The 24,306-nt window shown below is 41.3% G+C and carries 26 protein-coding genes and 1 pseudogene; 24 read left to right on the forward strand and 3 right to left on the reverse strand.

The window, feature by feature from the left end; translation table 11 throughout:
- Position 1 precedes the first annotated feature (1 nt).
- The 11 genes from ABID27_RS01725 to pheT all read left to right on the forward strand — a co-directional run bounded on the left by ABID27_RS01725 (position 2) and on the right by pheT (position 8,535).
- Entirely contained in the window at positions 2–418 is a 417-nt protein-coding gene (locus ABID27_RS01725; RefSeq protein ID WP_253362995.1) for a F0F1 ATP synthase subunit epsilon, read from the forward strand.
- An 81-nt stretch (positions 419–499) separates the two neighbouring features.
- Entirely contained in the window at positions 500–733 is a 234-nt protein-coding gene (locus ABID27_RS01730; RefSeq protein WP_354279793.1) for a DUF1146 family protein, read from the forward strand.
- Positions 734–757: 24 nt separating this feature from the next.
- Positions 758–2,041 (forward strand): UDP-N-acetylglucosamine 1-carboxyvinyltransferase, encoded by a 1,284-nt coding sequence (murA, locus tag ABID27_RS01735; protein ID WP_354279795.1) that lies wholly within the window; start codon positions 758–760, stop codon positions 2,039–2,041.
- The gene (locus ABID27_RS01740) at positions 2,034–2,225 is read left to right on the forward strand and encodes a DNA-directed RNA polymerase subunit beta (RefSeq protein ID WP_354279797.1); all 192 of its coding nucleotides are present in this window, start codon (positions 2,034–2,036) and stop codon (positions 2,223–2,225) included. Before murA ends, ABID27_RS01740 begins: the two co-directional genes overlap by 8 nt.
- Positions 2,226–2,258: 33 nt before the next feature.
- Positions 2,259–3,110, forward strand: a complete 852-nt coding sequence (locus tag ABID27_RS01745; RefSeq protein ID WP_354279947.1) for a DNA/RNA non-specific endonuclease — start codon at positions 2,259–2,261, stop codon at positions 3,108–3,110.
- 105 nt (positions 3,111–3,215) lie between these two features.
- Positions 3,216–3,548, forward strand: a complete 333-nt coding sequence (locus ABID27_RS01750; RefSeq protein ID WP_354279799.1) for a TM2 domain-containing protein — start codon at positions 3,216–3,218, stop codon at positions 3,546–3,548.
- Complete coding sequence (locus ABID27_RS01755) at positions 3,548–3,859, forward strand: DUF2752 domain-containing protein (RefSeq protein ID WP_354279800.1); 312 nt, start codon at positions 3,548–3,550, stop codon at positions 3,857–3,859. Before ABID27_RS01750 ends, ABID27_RS01755 begins: the two co-directional genes overlap by 1 nt.
- Positions 3,856–4,350: a GNAT family N-acetyltransferase gene (locus tag ABID27_RS01760; RefSeq protein ID WP_354279801.1), complete on the forward strand. Its 495-nt coding sequence runs from the start codon at positions 3,856–3,858 to the stop codon at positions 4,348–4,350. Before ABID27_RS01755 ends, ABID27_RS01760 begins: the two co-directional genes overlap by 4 nt.
- A gap of 240 nt (positions 4,351–4,590) precedes the next feature.
- Positions 4,591–5,634 (forward strand): phenylalanine--tRNA ligase subunit alpha, encoded by a 1,044-nt coding sequence (gene pheS / locus ABID27_RS01765; RefSeq protein WP_354279803.1) that lies wholly within the window; start codon positions 4,591–4,593, stop codon positions 5,632–5,634.
- Between the two features lie 32 nt (positions 5,635–5,666).
- Positions 5,667–6,125, forward strand: a complete 459-nt coding sequence (locus ABID27_RS01770; protein ID WP_253363006.1) for a GNAT family N-acetyltransferase — start codon at positions 5,667–5,669, stop codon at positions 6,123–6,125.
- Between the two features lie 10 nt (positions 6,126–6,135).
- Positions 6,136–8,535 carry a phenylalanine--tRNA ligase subunit beta gene (gene pheT, locus ABID27_RS01775; RefSeq protein WP_354279806.1) on the forward strand — a complete coding sequence of 800 codons (2,400 nt, stop codon included), beginning with the start codon at positions 6,136–6,138 and terminating at the stop codon, positions 8,533–8,535.
- Positions 8,536–8,572: 37 nt separating this feature from the next.
- Here pheT and ABID27_RS01780 read toward each other — a convergent pair whose 3' ends face one another.
- Entirely contained in the window at positions 8,573–8,911 is a 339-nt protein-coding gene (locus tag ABID27_RS01780; RefSeq protein ID WP_354279808.1) for a hypothetical protein, read from the reverse strand.
- A 129-nt stretch (positions 8,912–9,040) separates the two neighbouring features.
- Here ABID27_RS01780 and ABID27_RS01785 point away from each other — a divergent pair, with 129 nt between their 5' ends.
- Together ABID27_RS01785 and ABID27_RS01790 are read left to right on the forward strand one after the other, a co-directional pair.
- Complete coding sequence (locus ABID27_RS01785; RefSeq protein WP_354279810.1) at positions 9,041–9,784, forward strand: polyphosphate polymerase domain-containing protein; 744 nt, start codon at positions 9,041–9,043, stop codon at positions 9,782–9,784.
- A complete protein-coding gene (locus ABID27_RS01790; RefSeq protein WP_354279812.1) occupies positions 9,765–10,448 on the forward strand; it encodes a DUF4956 domain-containing protein in 684 nt (227 codons plus the stop codon). The genes ABID27_RS01785 and ABID27_RS01790 overlap by 20 nt, the downstream gene beginning before the upstream one ends.
- Positions 10,449–10,481: 33 nt before the next feature.
- Here ABID27_RS01790 and ABID27_RS01795 read toward each other — a convergent pair.
- Both ABID27_RS01795 and ABID27_RS01800 read right to left on the reverse strand, forming a co-directional pair.
- Positions 10,482–11,629: pseudogene (locus tag ABID27_RS01795) on the reverse strand (cobalamin-independent methionine synthase II family protein).
- Between the two features lie 133 nt (positions 11,630–11,762).
- On the reverse strand, positions 11,763–11,933 hold the full coding sequence (locus ABID27_RS01800) for a DUF3042 family protein (protein ID WP_253363025.1): 171 nt from the start codon (positions 11,931–11,933) through the stop codon (positions 11,763–11,765).
- 137 nt (positions 11,934–12,070) lie between these two features.
- On the opposite strand from ABID27_RS01800, the gene miaA reads away from it, so the two are divergent.
- The 11 genes from miaA (at position 12,071) to ABID27_RS01855 (ending at position 23,915) form a co-directional block, all read left to right on the forward strand.
- Positions 12,071–12,955 (forward strand): tRNA (adenosine(37)-N6)-dimethylallyltransferase MiaA, encoded by an 885-nt coding sequence (miaA, locus tag ABID27_RS01805; RefSeq protein ID WP_354279814.1) that lies wholly within the window; start codon positions 12,071–12,073, stop codon positions 12,953–12,955.
- On the forward strand, positions 12,948–14,198 hold the full coding sequence (hflX, locus tag ABID27_RS01810; protein WP_354279816.1) for a GTPase HflX: 1,251 nt from the start codon (positions 12,948–12,950) through the stop codon (positions 14,196–14,198). Before miaA ends, hflX begins: the two co-directional genes overlap by 8 nt.
- Positions 14,182–14,811, forward strand: a complete 630-nt coding sequence (locus ABID27_RS01815) for a cystathionine beta-lyase (RefSeq protein WP_253363031.1) — start codon at positions 14,182–14,184, stop codon at positions 14,809–14,811. The genes hflX and ABID27_RS01815 overlap by 17 nt, the downstream gene beginning before the upstream one ends.
- Positions 14,812–14,869: 58 nt before the next feature.
- Positions 14,870–15,799 carry a ribonuclease Z gene (gene rnz / locus ABID27_RS01820; protein ID WP_354279818.1) on the forward strand — a complete coding sequence of 310 codons (930 nt, stop codon included), beginning with the start codon at positions 14,870–14,872 and terminating at the stop codon, positions 15,797–15,799.
- Entirely contained in the window at positions 15,796–16,551 is a 756-nt protein-coding gene (locus tag ABID27_RS01825) for an SDR family NAD(P)-dependent oxidoreductase (RefSeq protein ID WP_354279820.1), read from the forward strand. Before rnz ends, ABID27_RS01825 begins: the two co-directional genes overlap by 4 nt.
- Positions 16,552–16,641: 90 nt before the next feature.
- Entirely contained in the window at positions 16,642–18,189 is a 1,548-nt protein-coding gene (gene cls, locus ABID27_RS01830; RefSeq protein ID WP_253363037.1) for a cardiolipin synthase, read from the forward strand.
- A gap of 135 nt (positions 18,190–18,324) precedes the next feature.
- The gene (locus tag ABID27_RS01835; RefSeq protein ID WP_354279822.1) at positions 18,325–19,308 is read left to right on the forward strand and encodes a LacI family DNA-binding transcriptional regulator; all 984 of its coding nucleotides are present in this window, start codon (positions 18,325–18,327) and stop codon (positions 19,306–19,308) included.
- 301 nt (positions 19,309–19,609) lie between these two features.
- A complete protein-coding gene (locus tag ABID27_RS01840) occupies positions 19,610–20,578 on the forward strand; it encodes a PTS sugar transporter subunit IIAB (protein WP_354279824.1) in 969 nt (322 codons plus the stop codon).
- 1 nt (position 20,579) lies between these two features.
- Positions 20,580–21,395 carry a PTS mannose/fructose/sorbose/N-acetylgalactosamine transporter subunit IIC gene (locus tag ABID27_RS01845; protein WP_253363043.1) on the forward strand — a complete coding sequence of 272 codons (816 nt, stop codon included), beginning with the start codon at positions 20,580–20,582 and terminating at the stop codon, positions 21,393–21,395.
- A gap of 16 nt (positions 21,396–21,411) precedes the next feature.
- Complete coding sequence (locus tag ABID27_RS01850) at positions 21,412–22,239, forward strand: PTS system mannose/fructose/sorbose family transporter subunit IID (protein ID WP_354279949.1); 828 nt, start codon at positions 21,412–21,414, stop codon at positions 22,237–22,239.
- Between the two features lie 17 nt (positions 22,240–22,256).
- A complete protein-coding gene (locus tag ABID27_RS01855; protein WP_354279827.1) occupies positions 22,257–23,915 on the forward strand; it encodes a glycoside hydrolase family 13 protein in 1,659 nt (552 codons plus the stop codon).
- Positions 23,916–24,306: the final 391 nt, after the last annotated feature.

A 24,306-nucleotide genomic window follows, 5' to 3' on the forward strand; every position in this document is an offset into this window, starting at 1 on the left:
CATGGCTGAAATGACAGTACAAATTGTAACACCTGACGGTATCCGCTACGATCACCACGCTGCTTTCTTGCTTTGTAAGACGCAAGAAGGAGAGTTGGGGATTCTTCCGGGCCACATTAACATGGTTGCGGTATTGGCCATTGATGAAATTAAAGTTCGTCGGATTGATGATGAAAATCACGTTGACTGGATTGCAGTAAATGGTGGAATTTTAGAAGTTGCCAACGATATTGTTACCATCATTTCGGACTCAGCTGAACGAGCTCGTGATATTGATGTGAGTCGTGCCGAGCGGGCTAAATTGCGTGCCGAACGTGCGATGGAAGAAGCTCAAAAAGCTCAAAACATTGATATGGAACGTCGTGCAACAGTTGCCTTGCAACGTGCAATCAACCGTATCCGTGTCGGAAATAAATAATGAGGGAGAGACCAGAATACTGAGTCTCTTTTTCTGTATCAAAACGGGGCGACTTATCTGATTTTTTGGTATAATATTTTTATGATTGCAAATATTTTGAGATTACTGAGCCATTTGTTATTTATCTATCTGGCTCATGATTTGCTGACTAGCGTCGTAGATTGGTCAAAATTTCTACGGGGCACAGCAGAAAATAAAATGAAAATTCAGTTCCTGCTCTTGTTTGTAGCTATTGGTTTAGGTTATATGGTATCAACATTTTTCTTAGATTTGTTGACCATTAGCCGTTCCTTGGCGTTAGCAGTGACCCAATAATAGATATGAAATGAGGAAGAAAGTTTGGATTCGATTATTGTAAAAGGTGGCGACAATCGCTTAGTTGGTGAAGTGAGGATTGAAGGTGCAAAGAATGCCGTCCTACCTCTTTTGGCAGCTACGATTTTAGCAGACCAAGGGCAGACTGTTTTGACAAATGTGCCAATCTTATCTGATGTCTTTACAATGAACAATGTGGTACGTGGTTTGGATATTGAAGTGGGTTTCGATGAGGCGGCAAATACAGTTCGTGTGGATGCAAGTGGGGAGATTGGCAGTAAAGCACCCTACAAGTATGTCAACCAGATGCGAGCTTCTATTGTTGTCTTAGGACCGATTTTGGCGCGTAATGGTCATGCCATTGTCTCTATGCCTGGTGGCTGTACCATTGGAAGTCGTCCGATTGATTTACATCTCAAGGGATTGGAAGCTATGGGTGCGACGATTACACAAAAAGCTGGGAATATTGAAGCGTGTGCCGATAAGCTGAAAGGTGCGACCATTTACATGGATTTCCCAAGTGTCGGTGCGACGCAAAACTTGATGATGGCGGCAACCCTCGCTGAAGGAACGACTGTTATCGAAAATGCTGCGCGTGAGCCTGAGATTGTGGACTTGGCTATTTTGCTCAATAAAATGGGTGCACAAATAAAAGGTGCAGGTACGGAAACGCTGGTAATCAAGGGTGTTGACAAACTGCATGGTGCAGAACATCAAGTTGTACAAGACCGTATCGAAGCAGGCACCTTTATGGTGGCAGCTGCCATGACTGGTGGTAATGTCTTGGTCAAGGATGCTGTATGGGAGCACAACCGTCCGTTGATTTCGAAGATGCTGGAAATGGGTGTCTCTGTAACGGAGGAGGATGCAGGTATTCGCATCCAATCGGATGTGTCTCGTTTAAAACCTGTGATGGTTAAAACCCTGCCACACCCAGGTTTCCCTACAGATATGCAGGCTCAATTTACAGCTCTGATGGCTGTTGCTAAGGGCGAATCAACTATGATTGAAACGGTTTTTGAGAATCGTTTCCAGCACTTGGAAGAGATGCGTCGGATGGATGTGCATTCAGAAATTATGCGTGATACGGCCATTATTACAGGTGGCACTCCATTGCAGGGGGCAAAGGTTATGTCAACCGACCTTCGTGCTAGCGCAGCCTTGATCTTGACTGGTTTGGTAGCTGAGGGTGAAACTCTAGTTGGAAAATTAACGCACTTGGATCGTGGCTATTACAAGTTTCATGAGAAATTGGCTGCGTTGGGTGCAGACATCAAACGTGTAGACAGTGAGGAGTACGATGGATAAGGAAAACTTGACCTTTGTCGGAAAGCAACTTTTGTATATTTTAATCGTGGTCATTCTGGCGCTCATTCTCTTTGCAGCTGGTATGATGATTGGGTATGCAGTGATTGGTGACGGGAGTAATCCGTGGGCTATTTTACATATGGATAAATGGCAGGAAATTATTGGTAAATTTACAGGGGAGTAGTAGGGGAACCTACTTTTTTCCTTATGGAGTATGATGACAAATAAAAATAGAAAAAAACAATCGGCTAGTTGGATTAGTGTCGTAGTTGCTATCGTAGTGTTAGCTGGTTCATATTTGTACAAGGAAGCTGGAAGTAATCAGCAGGCAGGTACGGGGCAGGCGACCTACTTGGTCAATCAATCTAGCTCGCGTCAGTCCGTTCCCTCAGAAGAATTGGCGTCAAGCGCCTTACTAGATAGTGTGACAAAGCAAATCGGTTCTGATCTAGAGTGGAACAAGGCGGGGGCTTATATTGTCAATGGTAATAAAACTAATTTGAACGCTTCTGTAGCGAGTGCACCTTATGCTGAAAATAAAACTAAAGAAGTGGCAGGTGAGCAGCTACCAACAGTGGCCAATGCCCTGCTAACCAAGGCAACTCGTCAATATCGAGACAGAAATGCAACTGGAAATGGTTCGGATTCGTGGACACCTGTTGGATGGCACCAAGTTCATGATTTATCCGGAGAGTATGACCATGCTGTTGACCGAGGGCATCTACTGGGTTATGCGATTGCAGGTGGTCTAAAAACGTTTGATGCGTCGACTAGTAATCCAAAAAATGTGGCTACGCAGACAGCTTGGTCAAATCAAGCAGATGATCCCTATTCAACTGGTCAGAACTATTATGAAACATTGATTCGGCGAGCGCTTGATAACAACAAAAAGGTACGGTATCGTGTAACCTTGATTTATGCCAGTGACCGAGACTTGGTGGCTGTCGGACGGCAATTAGAAGCAAAATCATCTGATGGTAGCCTAGAATTTAACGTCTTTATTCCAAATGTCCAATCTGGTCTCAGTATCAACTATACCACTGGGGAAATACACGTCAACGATAAATGAAAATCGTCAGTAGATAGGTGCGAATTTTCTGAAAATGCATTGACAAAGGGAGAATGGCATATTATAATAAGGAAAACTTTATAGAAAAAGTTAAAGGAGATAATCATGAGTCAATTTTCAGATGCATTCATCGTTGCAAACGCAAAATATTTTCCAAACGATAAAATTCCGTTTATCAAAGAAAAATTGGACAATTTGCCAACAGAAAAACAATTGTTGATGAGTACAATTGATTATAAAGATCCGACGACAATGTTGATTATTTCTATCTTTGTTGGTTCGTTGGGCGTGGATCGCTTCATGCTCGGTGAAACTGGTTTGGGTGTTCTGAAGTTATTGACTGCTGGAGGATGTGGTATCTGGACAATTGTTGACTGGTTCCTCATTATAAACCGCACGAAAGAATTGAACTTTACTCGTTTAGCAACTCTTTTATAATGAAACATACGTTTTGGAGCCAACTGTATTTTTACCATAAAAAATATAGTTGGCTTTATCTAATTTTAATTGTGTTGGTGTATGCGGTCTATTATTTTCAACTGCCAACTCCTCTAAGATTACTATTATCCCCTTTTGGCTTGCAGTTTTGGAGTGCGGGATTGACTCGGGCTAGTGTCAAATTGATGCAGTTGGATTTCGTGGGAGCCTATGACCAGAATCCCTTGATTTATCTAGTGGTCGTAGGGATAAATTTTCAGCTATTTGTTATGCCATTTTTAGAAAAAAAGGAAGTGTGTGCTGGAAAATGAAGTCAGAGGCCTATGTTGCTGAGCAGATCAGACTTCGTCCTTATCTGGAGGGAGAAGATGTTTTGTTTGCCCTGCCTTGGTATCAGGATAGGGAGCTGGTTTATATGGTTGATGGGGTGAAAGAGCTGTATTCCGTGGAGAAGCTGGTGCGCATGTATGGATATTTATCGCAACATGGGAAACTTTATTTTATCGAAGTATGGGAAAATGATTCTTGGAAGACGATTGGTGATGTGACCTTGTCTCAGGAGGATTTACCGATAGTGATTGGAGACGCAGCTTATAGAGGTCGAGGTCTTGGCAAGCAAGTTCTGCAATTGGCGATTGAAGAGGCTAAAAGGATGGGCTGGACAAGTCTTGCTGTTCGTGAAATCTATGACTACAATCTAGCTTCGCAGAAGTGTTTTCAAGCAGTTGGTTTTGTCCCGGTTAGGAAAACAGAAAAGGGATGGAGCTACCAACTTCAACTAGTTGATTCTCTTGCCAAATAGCAGAAATTTTGCTAAAATGAAGAATAATTGAATAGGAGTCTGTGAGACTAGTAACCATGTGGAAATCTATCAGGGAATGCTGACCGTGACTGGAAGTCGGCTAGAGGAAAGTGTGGCGAATTCACTCATACAAGGACTTAGAATTAAGATTTACGCTTGTAAATGAAAAACGGATGGTACCGCGTGTCAACGCTCCGCTAGGGAGGGACACGTGTTTTTGTTTGCAAAAATGGAGGAAATATGGACTTACAAACACAATTAGAAGAGCTAAAAACATCCACATTGGCTCAGTTGAAGGAAATGACGGGCAACCACAGCAAGGAATTGCAAGACTTGCGTGTGGCTGTTTTGGGTAAAAAAGGTTCCTTGACAGATTTGCTCAAGGGACTGAAAGACTTGTCAAATGACTTAAAACCAGTTGTCGGAAAACAAGTCAATGAAGTGCGAGATATTTTGACTAGTGCTTTTGAAGAGCAGGTGAAAATTGTTGAGGCAGCAAAAATTCAAGCACAGCTGGAGTCGGAGTCTATCGATGTGACCTTGCCAGGCCGTGCGGTAAAAACTGGTTACCGTCATGTATTGACGCAGACCTCTGAAGAAATTGAAGATATCTTCTTGGGTATGGGCTTCCAGATTGTGGACGGCTTTGAAGTAGAAAAAGATTATTACAACTTTGAGAGGATGAATTTGCCAAAAGACCACCCGGCTCGTGATATGCAGGATACTTTCTACATTACAGAAGAGATTTTGATGCGTACACATACCAGTCCAGTTCAGGCTAGAACCATGGACCAGCACGATTTTTCAAAAGGTTCTTTGAAGATGATTTCCCCAGGACGTGTCTTCCGTCGTGATACGGACGATGCGACGCACTCGCACCAATTCCACCAGATTGAGGGCTTGGTTGTCGGTAAAAATGTTTCAATGGGTGACCTCAAAGGAACGCTTGAGATGATTATCAAGAAAATGTTTGGTGAAGAGCGTCAGATTCGTCTTCGTCCATCTTATTTCCCATTCACAGAGCCATCTGTTGAAGTGGACGTTTCTTGCTTCAAATGCGGTGGAGAAGGCTGTAATGTCTGCAAGAAGACTGGTTGGATTGAAATCTTGGGTGCCGGTATGGTTCACCCACGCGTGCTAGAAATGTCTGGTATTGATTCAACTCAGTATTCAGGTTTTGCCTTTGGTTTGGGTCAAGAACGGATTGCCATGCTTCGTTATGGTATCAATGATATTCGCGGCTTCTATCAAGGTGATGTTCGCTTCTCAGAACAGTTCAAGTAAGCTGTCTCTTGGGAGCTAGATAGGAAATAAAAATGGTAAAGACGATTGGAATTCGAAAAGCCTATGAGGCGGAATTTTCGCAAATTGTAGCTGAAATGCAGCAGTATTTGGCAGGGAAAGGTTTCTCTGAGAGTGACCCAAACACGTATATGGAGGCATTCTTCCACCTTCCAAAAGAGGCAGATGAAAATTTCACAGTCATCTTGTTGAATAATGAATTAGCGGGATGTATGCAGCTGTCTGATATGAATGATGCAACAGTAAAAATTGAGAATTTCTTTATTTTTAACCGCGTACAGGGTCAGGGTTTGGAGAAATTTTATCTAGAATTTGCGGTAGATGAAGCAAAGGAACTAGGGAAGAATATTTTATTGCTAGAGTTGCCATCACAGGATTCTCAATTGGTGCAGTTGGCTGCTTCAATGGGATTTGAAAAAGAGGCTGATAGAGAGTCCAATCGCGCTGTAATAGAATGGGTAAAGAGAGTATAAAGAGGAAAGTATGTTAGTATCTTATAAATGGTTAAAGCAATTAGTTGACTTCGATGCGACTAGCCATGACTTGTCGGAAAAAATGTCAACAACTGGTATTGAGGTGGAAGGCGTAGAACAAGTGAGTGCAGGTCTTTCAAAATTAGTAGTGGGAGAAGTGCTCTCGACAGAGCCAATTCCTGAAACTCATCTCAATATCTGTCAAGTAAATGTCGGTGAAGAAACCACACAAATCGTCTGCGGTGCACCAAATGTCAAGCCAGGTATCAAGGTCATTGTTGCCTTGCCAGGTGCACGTATTGCAGGAAACCATAAAATCAAAAAAGGAAAAATCCGTGGCGTAGAGTCACTAGGAATGATTTGTTCCTTGGCAGAAATCGGTGTTTCGGATTCGGTTGTACCGAAAGAGTATGCGGATGGAATTTACTACTTGCCAGAGGATGCAGTAGCAGGCGATTCTATCTTCCCATACTTGGATTTGGATGACGAGATTATTGAGTTGTCCATCACTCCAAACCGTGCGGACGCTTTGTCTATGCGTGGTGTGGCGCACGAAGTGGCGGCTATCTACGACAGCAAACCGCATTTTCCAAGCTATGAGTTGACAGAAGTGGAGAAAAAAGCCAGCGATGTCATTGAAGTAACCATTGATTCTGAGCGTGTAGCAGCCTATCAGGCGCGTGTGGTGGAAAATGTCACGATCGCACCGAGTCCACAATGGTTGCAAAATCTTCTGATGAACTCAGGAATCCGTCCTATTAACAATGTAGTTGACGTGACAAACTATATCTTGCTCTACTTTGGTCAACCCATGCATGCTTTTGATTTGGACAAGTTTGAAGACAAGAAAATTGTAGCGCGTCAGGCCAAGTCAGCAGAAACCTTGGTGACTTTAGACGAAGTAGAGCGTGAATTGACAGAAGAAGATATTGTCATTACCGTTGCAGACAAACCAGTTGCCCTAGGTGGTGTTATGGGTGGTGCTTCTACGGAAATCGATGCGACGTCGACAAATGTTGTTCTGGAAGCAGCCCTCTTCAACGGAAAATCAATCCGTAAAACATCTGGTCGTCTCAACTTGCGTTCAGAATCTTCTTCACGATTTGAAAAAGGTATCAATGTGGCGGATTTGAGTGCAGCCCTGGATGCAGCAGCAGCAATGATTGCAGAATTAGCTGGTGGTCAAGTCTTGGCTGGTCGTGTGGTAGCCGGTCAAGTCGATACGGACGCACTTCCTGTGACAGCTCAAGTCGATTATGTCAACCGTTCATTGGGAACAGCCCTTACATACGCAGAAATTGCAGCTATTTTCCGTCGATTGGGAATGGAAATTTCAAGAGACGACACAGCCTTCACTGTTCAAGTACCACGTCGTCGTTGGGACATTACTATTCCCGCTGATTTGGTGGAAGAAATTGCTCGTATTTATGGCTATAATAATCTTCCAACAACCTTGCCACAAGAAGACGGTACTGCTGGTGAGTTGACACGTAGCCAACAACTTCGTCGTCAAGTGCGTAGTTTGGCTGAGGGAGCAGGATTGACTGAAATCATTTCCTATGTGCTGACTACTCCAGAAAAAGCAGTTGAATTCACACTTGAACCAACTCAAGTAACCGAGCTTATGTGGCCGATGACAGTAGACCGCTCTGCACTTCGTCAAAATATGGTGTCTGGTATGCTGGAAACAGTTGCATACAACGTTGCTCGTAAAAATAAAAACTTGGCTTTCTATGAAATCGGAAAAGTCTTTGAACAAACAGGCAATGCAAAAGAAGATCTGCCACAAGAAGTTAGCAAATTTGCCCTTGTCATGACAGGTTTGGTAGCGGAAAAAGACTTCCAAACACCAGCCGTGGCGGTTGATTTCTTCCATGCAAAAGGAATCGTGGAAAGCTTGTTAGCGAAGTATGGCTTGACTGCTGAATTCCGTGCGACAAGTCAGGTTGCAGCCTTGCACTCAGGACGCACAGCAGCCATCTACCTCGGTGAAGATTTACTTGGTTTTGTAGGACAAGTACACCCGCAGACAGCAAAAGACTATGCTATCCCAGAAACTTATGTGGCAGAGTTGAATATGGACTTGCTAGAAGCAGCCTTGCAGCCAACTCAACCATTTACTGAAATTAGCAAATTCCCAGCTGTTAGCCGTGACATTGCCCTCTTGGTTAAGGCAGAAATTCAACACCAAGACATCTTAGAAGCCATTGCTAAGGCAAATGTGAAACGCTTGACTGACATCACTCTCTTTGATGTCTACGCAGGTAGCAACATTGAGCCGGGGCACAAATCAATGGCCTACAGTTTGACCTTCCAAAATCCCGTCGATAGCTTGACGGATGAAGAAGTAACAGGCTACATGGCTAAAATCAGCAAATCTCTCCAAGAATTGGGAGCAGAAATTCGTTAAAATGAAAAAGGACCAAGGAATAAATCCTCGGTTCTTTTTATAATATAAAGTCTTCAACAATGATTTTTTCTTGTTCACCATATTTTTGAATGACTTCTTGGCTTAGCTCAGCATAGAGCGGGCGAAGCTGGTCAATTTTTTCTGGGGATTCTCCACCGATATAGTCAAACTTGCATTCAACAATCATGAATAATTCGTGGAAAAGGCTATTCATTTCTTGTAGACGGTCAATTAAGTCTGTATCGTTTTTCATAAATTCAGGAATAGTTTCTTTGGTAAGGAAGAAGCCATTGCGTTCTTTAACAGGGAAAGTTCCATATTCTAAGCAAAATTCGTAAACCATGAGGACCTCACTTTCTTGCTTACATTTTATCATATCTTCCTTGATTCGAGTAGCGACACAACTTATTTGCAATGATAATTAAGTTTTCTTTAACTTTTCTTTCAGTTTCATTTAATTTTCAGTCGGTACAATAAAACCATCATAAAAAAGCAGAGGTAAGACATGAAAACGCGAATTATTCAAAAACAATTTAAGCGAAAAGAGAGCAAGTATATCTTGAATAAGGTGGTTTGGGAGCGATTTTCTCAGGAGATGGCGGCTTATATGACCCAGGATGAGTTTGCAACCTCTACCATCACGAACATCTATTTTGATAATCAAGACTTTCAGATGATTCAAGATTCGATTGCCAAGAAAAATGGCCGAGAAAAGGTGCGGATGCGTCTCTATGCAGTCCATCCTGAAGCTAGCAGTCAAGCATTTTTGGAAATCAAGAAGAAAGAAAATAAAATCGGCTACAAGTTTCGTTTGACGTCCAATCCGATTTCGATTGGTCGTTACATTGAGAACGGGATTGTGGACTCGACCATTACAGACCAGACCGTTACGGATGAATTGAGTCAGCTTCGTAAGCGCTATGGGCGCATTCAGCCCATGATGTATATCTATTATGATCGCGAGTCTTTCAAGGGGAAGACAGATAGTAAGATTCGCATTACCATTGACCAGCAACTTCTTTATCGCTGGACAGAAGTGGATGCTTTGGCTGGGAAGTTTGGACAACCCTTGCTTGATCCAAATAAGGTCATCATGGAAGTGAAGGTGCCAGGAGAAAGGCCTGAGTGGCTAGAGGAGTTGCTGACCAAGTACAAGATTGAGAAGCAATCCTTTTCAAAATACGGTCGAGCCTATCAGTTAGCCATGGCCGATAAAGAGGGTGAAAGTCATGCAGACGCTGTTATTTGATAGTTTATTTTCAACCAGTTCAACTAGTGTGACGGTAGGACAAATGGGCTTAACTTTTGCTACCAGTCTCCTATTAGGCTTGCTTTTAGCAGCCGTCTACAAGTTTGGGGCCAGTTACAGTAAGGAATTTGTAGTGACCTTGATTTTTCTACCGAGTCTGATAGCTTTGATTATCTTTCTGGTCAATGGCAATCTAGGAACCAGTGTGGCAGTTGCGGGAGCATTTAGCCTGATCCGATTTCGTTCGGCTGCTGGTAGTGCGCGAGAGCTGCTTGCAGTCTTTATGGCGACAGCCATTGGTCTAGCAACGGGGATGGGCTATCTGACCTTAGCTGTGGCCTTTAGTTTGGTCTTAAGCCTATTGATCTTCATCATAGAACGCAGTAACTTTGTACAAGTTAATCAGGAAAGACGACATGTTTTACTTACCGTGGCGACGGACTTTGATTATGACCAATTTTTTGAAAAGCAGTTTTCTTCTACGGTGAAAAAAGCAGAGCTGGCTTCTTTACATTACAAACCGAAGAAAGACCGTCTGGTATTGGAGTATCTTTTGCAGGTAGACAGGTCCGTATCTGACAAGGAAATGATGGATACAATCTTACTGACAGGTCCAAAAGATGTTGTGATTAGCCGTCAACTGCCTCGTAAGAAGACATTATAAAAATACTCCTCTTTGAATAGAGGAGTATTTAGCTTAGTTCCAGAATTTAGCTGCGATATCTTGACCTTGTTTGATTTTTGCCCATTGTTGTGGGATTGCCAATTCATTTCCTGAGTCACAAGATGCAAATCCGCATTGGTGTGATAGAAGGAGACGTTCTTTTGACAAGATTTGGCTAGCTTGCTCGAGGAGGTCAAGGACACGAGCTTCATCATCAAGGTCAGTAGTTTTTGATGAGAGAAGTCCAAGTACCACTTCAGCATCCTTGTCTTTCAAAGCTTCAAGAGCCTTGATGTCGCCAGAAGTATCGCTATCCCACTCAAGGAAGAAGCGATCGTAGTGTTGATCAGCCAAGAATTTTTTGGCGATGGCTTCATAGGTACCACCTGTTGCAGAACGGCTTTCGTAGTTACCACGGCAGTTGTGTGTCCAGACAGTGAGGCCGATAGAGTGTGCGTAGTCTACAACTTCATTATTGATAGCGATAAATTCGTCAGCCAATCCAGCCAAGTCAGTACTTGATAGGCTAGCAAATGGAGTTAATGGATTTGTTTCATCAAACAACCCCAAAGCCAATCGTCAAATTGAACAATTTTTCCGCCTATTTCTTTGTACTCTGCCAAAAATTCTTTATAGGCATTGATCAGTCCTGCTTTGAGTTCGTCATTTGTCTTATAAACTTGTCCTTCGCCGGCAAGACCGTCAAAAATAGCCAATTCAGTATAGGCATGGGCAGGTCCCCAAATAGTTTGCTTGGTATCTTGGCCGTCAGCAGCTGCTACAACTTGCTTGTAAATATCTAGGAAGTGGTGATTTTTACCAGAAAGTGGAGCAGTGATACGAATGCCGATGTCTTTATGAGTTTCAAATGCACCTTCTTCATGGTCTTGGAAAGTATAGCCTTGCTCTGCAATATAACGCTCAACACCTCCTAATCCCCAAACAAAGTCGAGGTGCCACATAGAGCGACCAAATTCGCCATCAGTCAGGATATCAATCCCGTTTTCTTTTTGGTCAGCAACAGACTGTTTGATGTCAGCTGTTTCAGTTTCTTGGTAGCCTGGAAGCGCATCGTAGAATGGATATTGGATATCATCACGATGTTCAATTTCTGTCTTGTATTCACGAAGGTTTGCAGGACGCAAGAGTGAGCCAACTAATTGAAATTTTGATTTTGTCATAATATTATACCTCTTTACTTGATGAAACTATCATACACCAGTTGAATGCATTTGGAAAATAGTTAAAAATGGTCAATATATATAGTTATAAACTATATCACACGATACAAAAAAACAGCCCGCAGGCTGTTTTTTAGCGTGATACACGACGACGTGCAGCTTTTTTACGATTTTCTTCGATGAATGCTTCTTTCTTTTCTTCTGGTTCAATGATTGTTTTTTGAACTGCAAATGCTGCGCCAGCAAGAGCAGCTACAGATGCAACAACACCAGTGAAGAAACCTTTACCAAAACCTTTAGCCATAATGGAACCTCTTTTCTCTATAGTGATGAGTGCGACAAGCTCAAGTGTGCAAGTTTTAGCACGGTGTTTGGCATGCACCCAATGACTTATGTTATAATAATCTTAGCGAAAAACTCAGAAATTTTCAAGGAAAAAAGATGAAAACAAAGATAATTGTGGTCTTGGGACCAACTGCTGTGGGCAAGACTGCATTAGGGATTGATTTGGCTCAGCGCTTTAATGGGGAAATCATCAGCGGAGATAGCCAGCAAGTCTATCGTCAGCTGGATATTGGGACGGCTAAGGCTAGCCAGGAAGAACAGACAGCAGCAGTGCACCACTTGATTGATGTTCGGGAGGTGACGGACGGCTATTCGGCTTTTGATTTTGTACAAGAGGCCCAGGTTCTTATTGAAGAAATTGTATCGCGCGGGAAAGTGCCCATCATTGTAGGAGGGACTGGTCTTTACTTACAAAGCCTGCTTGAAGGTTATCACTTGGGTGGTGAGATTGATCAAGAAGCGGTTTTGGCTTATCGTGGTGAATTAGAAAAACTGGCTGATGAGGAATTGTTTCGATTGGTTGAAAAAGAAGGGCTTCTCATTGCTCAACTCAATCGCAGACGGGCTATCCGTGGTTTAGAATTGAAGAAATTTGGCAAAGATTTGGAAAATCGGGAACCTGCTTACGATGCGCTTGTAATAGGTTTGTCTGATGAACGTCAGGTCTTGTACGACCGCATCAACGAGCGTGTGGACAAGATGATGAAGGCAGGATTGTTAGCGGAGGCCAAGTGGCTCTATGAGGCCGACCCAGACTGCCAAGCAGCTAGAGGCATTGGTTACAAGGAGCTGTTTCCTTATTTTTCAAATCAGCAGTCACTGGAGGAAGTGACAGATACCCTCAAGCAGGCGACGCGTCGATTTGCCAAGCGGCAGCTAACATGGTTCCGAAATCGGATGAAGGTGGATTTTTACCACATCTCTGAGCCAGGAATGAAGGAGCAGATAATAGAAGATGTAGAGGCGTTTTTACATGATTGAAACGAAAAAAGAACAAGAACGTGCCTTGCTGGTTGGGGTGGAATTACAAACAACTGAAAATTTTGCCATGTCCATGGAAGAGTTGGCTAGCCTAACCAAAACGACAGGGGCAGTTGTGGTGGATACCTATACTCAGAAACGTGAAAAATACGACAGTAAGACCTTTGTTGGTTCTGGAAAGCTGGAAGAAATTGCGGACATGGTGGAGGCAGAAGAAATCGACACGGTTATTGTCAACAACCGCTTGACGCCTCGGCAAAATACCAACTTGGAAACCATGCTTGGTGTCAAGGTCATTGACCGGATGCAGTTGATTCTGGATATTTTTGCCATGCGGGCGCGTAGTCACGAAGGAAAATTGCAAGTGCATTTGGCCCAACTCAAGTATATGCTGCCTCGGTTGGTGGGGCAAGGAATTATGCTCAGCCGTCAGGCTGGTGGAATCGGATCGCGTGGTCCAGGTGAAAGTCAGTTGGAACTCAATCGTCGAAGCATTCGCCATCAAATTCATGATATTGAACGGCAGTTAAAAGTGGTTGAAAAAAATCGCTCGACTGTGCGTGAACGTCGCCTGCAGTCGGGTGTCTTTAAAATTGGATTGATTGGCTATACAAACGCTGGGAAGTCCACGATCATGAATGCCGTGACGGAGAAGACGCAGTATGAAGCGGATGAATTATTTGCGACCCTGGATGCGACAACCAAGCAAATCAGTTTATCAGATACCTTTCAGGTGACGCTGACGGACACGGTTGGCTTTATCCAAGATTTGCCGACGGAGCTGATTTCAGCCTTTAAGTCGACACTGGAAGAGTCTATGAATGTGGATTTATTGCTTCATGTGATTGATGCCAGTGATCCAAACCATTCAGAGCAGGAGCAGGTGGTCTTGGACATTCTGAAAGATTTGGATATGTTGGATATTCCTCGTTTGGCTGTTTATAATAAACTGGACAAGACGGGTGAGGACTTTACGCCTAGTCAATTTCCACACGTCATGATTTCTGCTAAGGATGAAAAAGCCAGAGCACACATTCAGATGATGGTCCTTGCTAAAATCAAAACCATGTTTGAGAGATTTGATTTGCGTGTGCCATTTGCCCAGTCTTATCGCCTGCATGACTTAGGAAAAATTGCGCTGATTGACAAGCGGGAGTATCAAGAGGATGTAGAAGTGATTTCAGGCTACATCTCGCCAGATAATAAATGGAAGTTGGAAGAATTTTATGACGGACTATCTTGATTTAGCGATGAAATATGGTGGTTTTACCAGTCTAGATAAGGTCTATCTGAAGAAAAAATTAGCCACACGAACAGACCAAGAAAAGCTAGATTTTATCACACCACCGCCGTCTGTTATCAATGCTTATTTTGCGGAACTCTATCAAAAGCAAACACCGAAAGCGGCGACAGATTATTATTTTGATTTGTCTGTCAAGCTTGGTTTGTTGCAGGACAGTCCATCATTTGCTGAGGAGAAGCCTTTTGTCCGCTTGAATTTGTCTGGTAAATCATTCGGCTTTGCCTACGTGTCTGACCAAGAAGTGGCTCAAGTGTTTGCTGAGGAAGATGATTCAGTGACCAGCCAACTGCTGTTTGAATTGGCACAAATCTTTCCGCAGTATGTGATTTTTGTAGAAAATGAAAAGATTTTCATGCAAGAATTGCTTGCCGGAGAGGATTTTCAAGTGGTGGCACAAGACCGATATCTCTTGACCGAAATTAGTCAGAATGCAGACTATGTCAAAATTTCAGGTTTTAACCAAGAAGAGGTGGAGCAAGCTAGCCAGAACTATCTTGGAAAAAAATATTACGCCTGGTCAGGTCGCTCAGCTATTCTTTATATCCTTATTTAATTTAGTGTCGAAAGTAAACGAATCAACTATATCTCAAATTAGAAAGTAATAGGAATACATGTACATACAATTTTTAGGGACAAGTGCGGGTCAACCTTCAAAGTCGCGCAATGTTTCTAGTTTAGCCCTTAAACTCTTAGATGAACTCAATGAAATTTGGCTTTTTGACTGCGGGGAAGGTACTCAGCATCAAATTTTAGAGACTAGCATTCGTCCACGGAAAATCAGCAAAATTTTCATCACCCATTTACATGGAGACCATATTTTTGGTTTACCGGGGTTCTTGTCCAGCCGTTCTTTTCAAAGTAATGAAGAACAGACCGACTTGGAGTTATATGGTCCGGTTGGTATTAAGAGTTTTGTCCTCAGTAGCTTGAAAGCATCGGGTTCTCGCCTGCCTTACAAGATTATTTTTCATGAATTTGACCGAGATGATATGGGCTTGATTTTTGAAAATGATAAGTTTAAGGTCTATGCGGAAGAGTTGGATCATACCATTTTCTGTGTGGGCTACCGCGTCATTCAAAAGGATTTGGATGGTATTTTGGATGCGGAGGCTCTCAAGGCGGCAGGTGTTCCTTTTGGTCCCTTGTTTGGAAAAGTGAAGAACGGTCAGGATATTGTTCTTGAAGATGGGACGGAAATTAGGGCCAGCGACTTCTTGTCAACGCCTCGTCCAGGTAAGGTTGTGACGATTTTAGGAGATACGCGCAAGTGTCATGCCAGTATCCGATTGGCAGTCAACGCAGACATTCTCGTCCACGAATCCACCTATGGAAACGGGGATGAGCGGATTGCTAGAAAGCATGGGCATTCGACCAATATGGAAGCTGCGCGGATAGCCAGTGATGCGGGTGTCAAACGCCTTCTGCTCAATCACATCAGTCCTCGTTTTCTATCACGTGATGTCAGTCAGTTGCGCCGCGATGCCGCTACGATTTTTGAAAATGTAACCATTGTCAAAGACCTAGAAGAGGTTGAGGTATGAGAAAAATCCTCATAACAGGTGCGTCGGGTGGAATTGCGCAAGAAATTGTCAAACTCTTACCAGATGATTTCTTGATTCTCTTGGGACGTGATAGGCAAAAATTAGACCATATTTATGCATTTCACGCCAATAAGGCAATTTTTTCACTGGATATTTGTGATGAAAAAGCAGTGGTAGAATTGATTGCCCATATTTACCAAGAATTTGGTCAAATTGATATTTTGATCAATAATGCTGGTTATGGCCTATACAATGACTTTGAACAGTTTACAGCCCAAGAAGTCCAAGATATGTTTGCGGTCAATACTTTTGCAACCATGACTTTTTGCCGAGAAGTTGGAAAGCGGATGAAAGCAATTCGTGCTGGTCACATCATCAATATAGTTAGTATGTCTGGATTAGTGGCCTCTGCTAAGTCTTCAGTTTACTCTGCGACCAAGTTTGCCTTGATTGGTTTTTCTAATACCATTCGTCTGGAATTAGCTGCCTATCAAGTGGCAGTTACAACAGTCAATCCGGGACCAGTCGCTACACCTTTCTTTGACTTAGCAGACCCTGATGGCTCCTATCAGGAAAGTGTCAAAGCCTTTACCTTGCAGCCGCAGGTCGTGGCCAAGCAGATTGTCAAAGCCATGAAGACTCGTAAAAGAGAAATCAATCTGCCTTTTTCACTGGCTGCTACGTCTAAATTTTACAGCTTGTTCCCTAGCTTAGCAGACTATCTAGCTCGAACTGTATTTAATTATAAATAAACACAAACTTCTATACATATATAGGAGTTTTACTAGTAGAACGAGGGGAAATTTGCTATAATAATTAAAAATTATCAAAAGAGAGAGTATATGAAAAAACTTTGGCGTCTGGTTTATAGTCGTACTTTTATCATTTTTGTCTTGCTAGCCATTACGGTCTATGCGATTTTGTGGGCTGTTTCCTTTGCGACATCCGCCGTCCCTTGGGTGGTGGGGGTGCTTCAGTTATTTTCCATTATCATTGGTATCCATATCATTAATCGCCCCATGAATGCAAGCTTCAAGCTAGCATGGATGATTTTTGTCATGGGTGTACCAGTTTTTGGCGCTCTCTTTTACTTCATTCTTCAGTCCAATATTGAAACCCGCCGGTACAGAAAAACTTTTCTGGCTCAGGCCAAACGACTTCGTGAATATGGGCATACTTCTAAAAAGATTTTGCATCGATTGGAAAAAGAGGACAAAGACCAACTCAAACTCGCTCATTATATGAACCGACATGTTGGCTATGCCTTGCACGGAAATACAGATGCTGTGTATTTTTCATCAGGTGAAGCCAAGTTTGAGGCCCTTTTAGAAGAACTTCGTAAAGCTGAGAAATACATCTTCATGGAATATTTTATCGTGGATTTTGGCTATATGTGGGATGAGATTTTGACCATTCTCAAAGAAAAAGCAGCGCAAGGTGTGGAAGTACGCTTTATGTACGATGGGATGAACTCCCTGACTCTTCTTCCCTACAATTACTATAAAACCCTGCGTTCCTACGGCATCAAAGCCAAGGTCTTCTCGCAGATCATCCCAGCCCTGTCAACTGTCCAAAACAATCGTGACCACCGGAAAATTGCGGTTATTGATGGAAAAGTCGCCTTTACAGGTGGCGTAAATATTGCAGACGAGTACATCAATAAAAAGGAAAGATTCGGGCACTGGAAAGACGCTGCCATCATGGTCAAAGGCGAAGCTGTTGCTAATTTCACCTTGATGTTCTTGCAGATGTGGAATTTCAATGAGAAGTCTGAAAATGAAGATATTCATTATCTGGAAGAGTATGTGCATCTGGAAAAGCAGACTGTCGAGACCGATTCATTCTTTCTTCCGTATGGGGAAAATCCTTTCGACGGTGATGATGTTGCCAAGCGGGTTTACCTGGATATGATTCAATCCGCCACAGACTACATTTATATCATGACACCTTATTTGGTCTTGGATGATGAGATGTTGGACAATTTAACCTATGCAGCCAAGAGAGGAGTAGCGGTGAAAATCCTTCTTCCTCATATCTATGATAAGCAGACAGCTTATTTAGCGGCTCGGACAAATTTTGAAACCTACCTAGAAGCTGGCATTCAAATTTACGAATACACTCCGGGATTTGTCCATTCCAAGGTTGTCTTGGTGGATGGAACAAAAGCCTGTGTTGGCACGGTAAATATGGATTTTCGAAGTTTTTATCTCAACTTCGAGTGTGGGGTTTACCTCTACAATCACAAACAAGTTGCGGCAGATATTTTGACAGATTTTCAAGAATCTTTCGCCCTATCTCAGCCAGTAACCTTGTTTGATTTCCGTTCGAACTATCCATGGTATAAGCGACTAGCTGGTTCAGTATTGGCTATGTTTGCACCTTTATTTTAAGAAGAGCAGGTTGTTTTGTTGGCACTACAATCACTATGGATAGTGTATGGACACTAATAATCTCTGTTCGTTAGATGTATGTATTTGTACAGGATATGATTTATATTTAAAAGTGAAGGAAAAAGAGGAAAGAAAATGGCTACGATGAATGATGTTGCTAAATTGGCAGGTGTTTCCCGAGGAACGGTATCAAACTATATAAATGGTGTTAAAATAAAGGAAATATCGCAGCTTAAGGTACAAGCAGCAATAGACGAGTTGGGATATATTCCAAATGTTACAGCAAGAGACTTAAAGAGAAATCGTTCAGATTTAGTGGCATTGATATTACCTACAACGAAATCCCCATTTTTTTCAGAACTCATTTACGCACTGCAACAAGCTCTTAAAAAAAATAATTTTAAGACAATACTATGCAATTCAAATAATGAAATGAAAGAAGAATTAGAATACATTCAAATGGCAAAAGAGCAAAAAGTTGCTGGTATTATCACGATTTCATATAGTGAGCTTCCAGCAGAATTACTAACTGGCGTGCCTATTGTCTCCATCGAAAAAAAATTATTGGAGGATATTCCTTGTGTTTCTTCAGAAAATTCATCTGGGGGTAGATTAGCAGCAAAAGAACTGGTTAAACATGGTGCAGACCATCTCCTGCTAGTTACCAGAACAACAAACAAAACCATATATAATTACGGACAGAGAATGGAAGGATTTATTAGTTATTGTAAAAAGAATGGGATACAGTTTACGATTTTTAATCGCTCATTACACGATGATCGATTCTTTAGTGAGTTAGAAAACTATTTATTGAACGAATTCAAACAATCTGGTATAAATGGCATCTTCGCAGTTTCAGATCAATATGCGGACTTTATTTATACCGTTTTGTCAAATCAGAATATTAGTGTACCTGATGAAGTACAAATTATCGGTTTTGATGGAAGCAAAATGTACCCACAACAACATGCTGTCCTGTCTTCCATTAGACAACCCGTCACGGAGATAGCAAACGAATGTGTTAATCAATTAACCGATGTACTAAATAAAAAAGTATTTGATACAAAAAGCATTACGTTTTTACCTGTATCATTTATTCAAGGGAAAACAACCAGATAAAATCACTTGTCTTACAAGACGAGGGGGATAGACAAAGTTGATTTGATTTAGGACTCTTTAATACCCTTGTCAATCTGAAGCCTCCTGATACGGTTGAGCAGGCTCCTGTGGCTCAACGTAGCAACTCTTCTTTACCTAAGACTAACTATGAGAAGTTAGAAATGCAATTTTATTTGCTAATTTGTAAAAAAAGTGTTGACTTAATATTTTTTTAGATTATAATATAAACTATAAATGGAGCGTTCAAAAAACGCTCTTCAATTAATTTATTTTTTTGGAACGTTCCAAAAAGGAGAGGGAAATGAAAAAATTTGTAATTGCTTCTCATGGAGAAACTGCTGCTGGTCTACAAAGTACACTGGAGTTATTTGTTGGTAAAGATTATGATATTCGTTATTTTTGTGCTTATACAAATAGGTACCCAGATATTGACCAAGAAATTGATACGCTTTGTTCAGAAATAACAAGCGACGATCAAGTTATCATTTTTACCGATTTATACGGAGGAAGCGTCAATCAAAAAATGGCGCTGAAACTAGGAGAGCGAGACAATGTATTCATTATTGCAGGATTTAACATTCCTCTGATTATCGAGTTAATATTAAGTCCCGAACATTTCACATTTGAAAATATTCAAAAAATGATTGCATCTTCAAGAGAAACAATGCGATTGTCGAATTTTGATGAGAATCTGCTAAGTGTAGAACATAAAACAGAAATTAAAGTGGAAAATAATCCGATTGCAGGTAGCGATTCTGCTATTGATGATTGGAATGGTACTATTCCTACAACCATCAGAGTAGATGAACGCTTAATTCATGGGCAGATAGCGATGGTTTGGTCTCGTGAATTGAAACTCCATGGCATACTGGTTGCCAATGATGATGCTGCAGTAAATGAAACGCAGCAAATGGCTCTAAAAATGGCTGTTCCGTCAGGCATTAAGGTTTTAATTCGCTCAGTTGATGAAGTTTCAGAGATTTTAAAAGACCCACGCTCTCGCACTAGGAGATTACTGGTGCTTGTTCGAACGATAGAAGATGCACGTCGTATTGTTCGGAAGATGCCTGATATTGAAATGGTAAACATCGGGAATGTTGGTAAATCTGTTGAGGGTCAAAAAACAACTCTAAGTCAATTCGTGATGCTTACTGATGAAGAAATGCAGTCTTTGAAGAGTCTGTTAGAATTGTATCCAAATGCTGCTTTACAAAATTTGCCATCAGATAAAAAGATTCTTGCAAAAGATTTAATTAAAGGAGGAGAGTAGAATGCTAAGTCAGGCTTTTATTGTTGCGCTGGTCGTATTTTTAACAGTTGGGGGACAAGAATTATTAGGGTTTACGATGCTAGGAAGACCGATTGTCATCGGTCCACTACTAGGCTTGTTGTTAGGAGATATCCAAACAGGCTTAATTGTTGGAGCCTCTCTTGAAACCATTTTCATGGGGGTTGTTAATATCGGAGGAGCTAGTTCTGCGGAACCGGGGTTAGCTACAGCGCTAGCAACTGCCTTTGCCATTCAAATGAATGCTGGTGTCGAGGTAGTTATTCCTATTGCAGTACCTTTAGGGATTATAGGATTACAAATAAAAACTTTAATCTATGTTGGTCTCGTAGGGCCTTTCGTGACGAAATTTGATCAGTTCGCGGCTGAAGGGAATGAGAAAGCTATTGCGAAATTACATTTTGGATTATGGTTTACACAGTGGTTCCTTTACTCATTGATTCCTTTCTTTGCTATCTTATTCGGATCAGAGGCCACACGGCAAGTTTTGGAAAAAATTCCGGAAGTATTTGTTCATGGATTGAGCATTGCGGGCAATCTCTTACCAGCAGTTGGTATGGCTATGCTGCTTAAAATCCTTTGGGATAATAAATTATTCGTCTATTTCCTATTAGGATTTGTTCTATTAGCCTATCTAAATGTTCCTTTGATTGCAATAGCGGTACTTGCTACTATCATAGCTGTTGTGACCGTGGGGCGTGACCTAGATTTGAAAAAAATTCAGGATAATATCAGTACAAATGTGCCTACACATCATACTGTGTCGGATGATGTAGAGTTAGATAATTTTTTTAATTAAGAAAGGAAGATGAATGATGCATAACGTGAGTCATCTATCAAAAGAAGAAAAAAAGCTATTGCGTAAAATGTATTGGAGATCATTTTCTCTTTATGCTGCGGTCACTCCTTCCAAACAAGGTGCATCCGGTTTTTCATATGCTATCCAACCATTTTTAAATCAGTTCTATAGGAATCGTGAGCAGGAACGAAAAGACGCAATGCTCCGTCAGATGTCCTATTTTAATACCAATGTGGCTATGTACCCTTTCGTATTGGGTGTCATAGCCTCCATGGAAAAAGAAAATAGTGAGAAAAAACAGTTTAATGTTGAATCTATCAATGCCATCAAAACAAGTTTAATGGGACCATTGGCCGGTATCGGAGATTCTGTCTTCTGGGGGGTTCTGCGTACAATTTCTGCAGGGATTGCAGTAGGCTTGGCCCAATCTGGCAATATCTTAGCCCCTATTATTTTCCTGCTATTGTTCAACCTTCCGGTGCAATTGTTACGATGGTACGGTGGTACAATAGGCTATACATTAGGGTCAACCTATATTTCTAACTTATATGAAAACGGCTTAATCAATGTGTTAACCAAGGGAGCTAGTATTGTAGGTCTTGCTATGGTTGGAGCTATGACAAGCAGTATGGTGCAATTTCAACTGAAATGGAATATGGTCATGGATGGCGAAGTTGTTATGAAAAGCCAAGAAATGCTGGATCAGATATTTATTGGTTTAATTCCTTTGTCTATTACGTTATTTAGCTTTTATTTAATGAAAAAGAAGAATATTTCTGTTAATATGTTGATTATGGGAATGATTATCTTGGGTATTGTACTATCATTGTTAGGCATTGCATAGAAAAATGAAAGGCACTTATGAGAGATACTTGGTGGAAAAAAGCGGTTATTTATCAAATCTACCCCAAAAGCTTTTATGACTCAAATGGCGATGGCATTGGAGATTTAAACGGCATTCAGAAAAAATTACCCTATCTGAAAGAGCTTGGAGTAGATGCTATCTGGTTAAGTCCTATCTACCTGTCGCCACAGATAGACAATGGCTATGATGTCCAAGATTACTATACAGTTGATCCCGTGTTTGGTTCTAATGAAGACCTCTATCAATTAATTGATGAGGCTCACCGACTGGGGATAAAGGTGATAATGGATTTTGTGGCAAACCATACATCAGATAAAGCATGTTGGTTTCAAGAAAGTAGAAAATCGCGAGATAACCAATACAGTGATTTTTATATCTGGAAAGATGCTGGTCCAGATGGGAAGGAACCAAATAATTGGGGCTCAAATTTTGGAGGTTCGGCGTGGACATGGGATGAACATAGACAGCAGTATTATCTTCACTATTATGCGAAGGAACAACCTGATCTAAATTGGGAAAATCCTGCCGTTCGAAAAGCGATCTATGAGGTGATGAAGTTCTGGAAATCAAAAGGAGTAGATGGCTGGAGACTGGATGTCATTACTTCGATTTCCAAAGATCTCTCATTTCCAGATAATCCCCTTCCGATGACAACTTCTAATCAGCAAAATGGGCCACGTATGCATGAGTTTCTGCATGAGTTAAATCAACAGGTCCTCAGTCCTTTCGATATGATGAGCGTAGGGGAAGCACCAGCAGCCAAAGCTCATGATGCTCATTGGCTCGTTGACCCTAAACGTGAGGAACTGGACATGGTTTTTACGTTTGAACATATGCATATTGATCGGAAAAAGGGAGACAAGAATGGTCGCTGGGCCTTACAAGAACCAGACTTCGTGGCTTTAAAGAGAATTTTAAGTGATTGGCAGTCTGAATTGAGCAATTGTGGATGGAATGCTTTATACTTTGAAAATCACGATCGAGCTCGTGTCATTTCAAGATGGGGCGATACCGAAACGTATCATTTTGAGTCAGCAACAGCTTTCGCAACGATACTTCATGGATTGCAGGGGACTCCCTTTATTTATCAGGGTGAAGAGATTGGTATGGTTAATGCTGACTATAAGCTGGAAGAATATAATGACATCGAATTAAAGGGAAACTACAAGTTTTTTGTGGAAGAACAACAAACGATTGATGAAGAGAGTTTTATAGATGCAGTTTCCAAAGTGAGTCGAGATCATGCAAGGACACCTATGCAATGGGATGAAACCATCAATGCGGGTTTTTCTAAAGGAAAACCGTGGTTTAAGGTCAATCCAAGATATACAGCTATCAATGTTAAAAAAGATTTACAGGCGGCTCAATCAATTTTTAGATATTATCAACAATTAATTGAACTGAGACACAATGAGGATATTTTATTGGAGGGTGACTATGAGTTATTGATGCCTAATCATCCCTATCTTTTCGTCTATAAAAGAACTTTTGAGAAAAAGACTTGGCTCGTGGTTGCGAACTTGTCTACGAACATACAAGACTTGCAGGTAGAGGGACTACCTCAACAAGGGTATCGTTTTAGAATAAAGAATTCAGCCCGTGAAGAACTAACCCCACGCATTGAACCTTTTGAGGCCTTTATTGTTGAGTTTTAGTTTCAGTTATTATACTATTGCCTAAACTATTTCCTTTACGTAATGTTTCATCCGTTTTATTTTAAGAGTTGATGGTAGAAAGACTGTTGGGATTGTCATCCTTTGTCGTTATGAAAAATTGTTACTTGATGAGTTCCACCTATGAGGATTTTGATTATCTTTCTTTTCGTTAATTCAGTTAAGTAATACTGATTTTCTACGGATACTATCTAGTTTATGTCTTTCTATCTAATGAATCATAAGAGAAGCTTTGTTTTCTTCAAATTGACGGTCTATCATTTGTCAAGCCTGACAAAGCTCTTTAGAAAGAAAGTGCTTTGCGTCTTTATTTTTGGGAGTGAAGTAGATATTTTTTCAAAAATAGAACACACCAAATCAACGCCTTATTCCC

This window comes from Streptococcus gallinaceus (assembly GCF_040545695.1).
GTDB classification, from domain to species: domain Bacteria; phylum Bacillota; class Bacilli; order Lactobacillales; family Streptococcaceae; genus Streptococcus; species Streptococcus gallinaceus.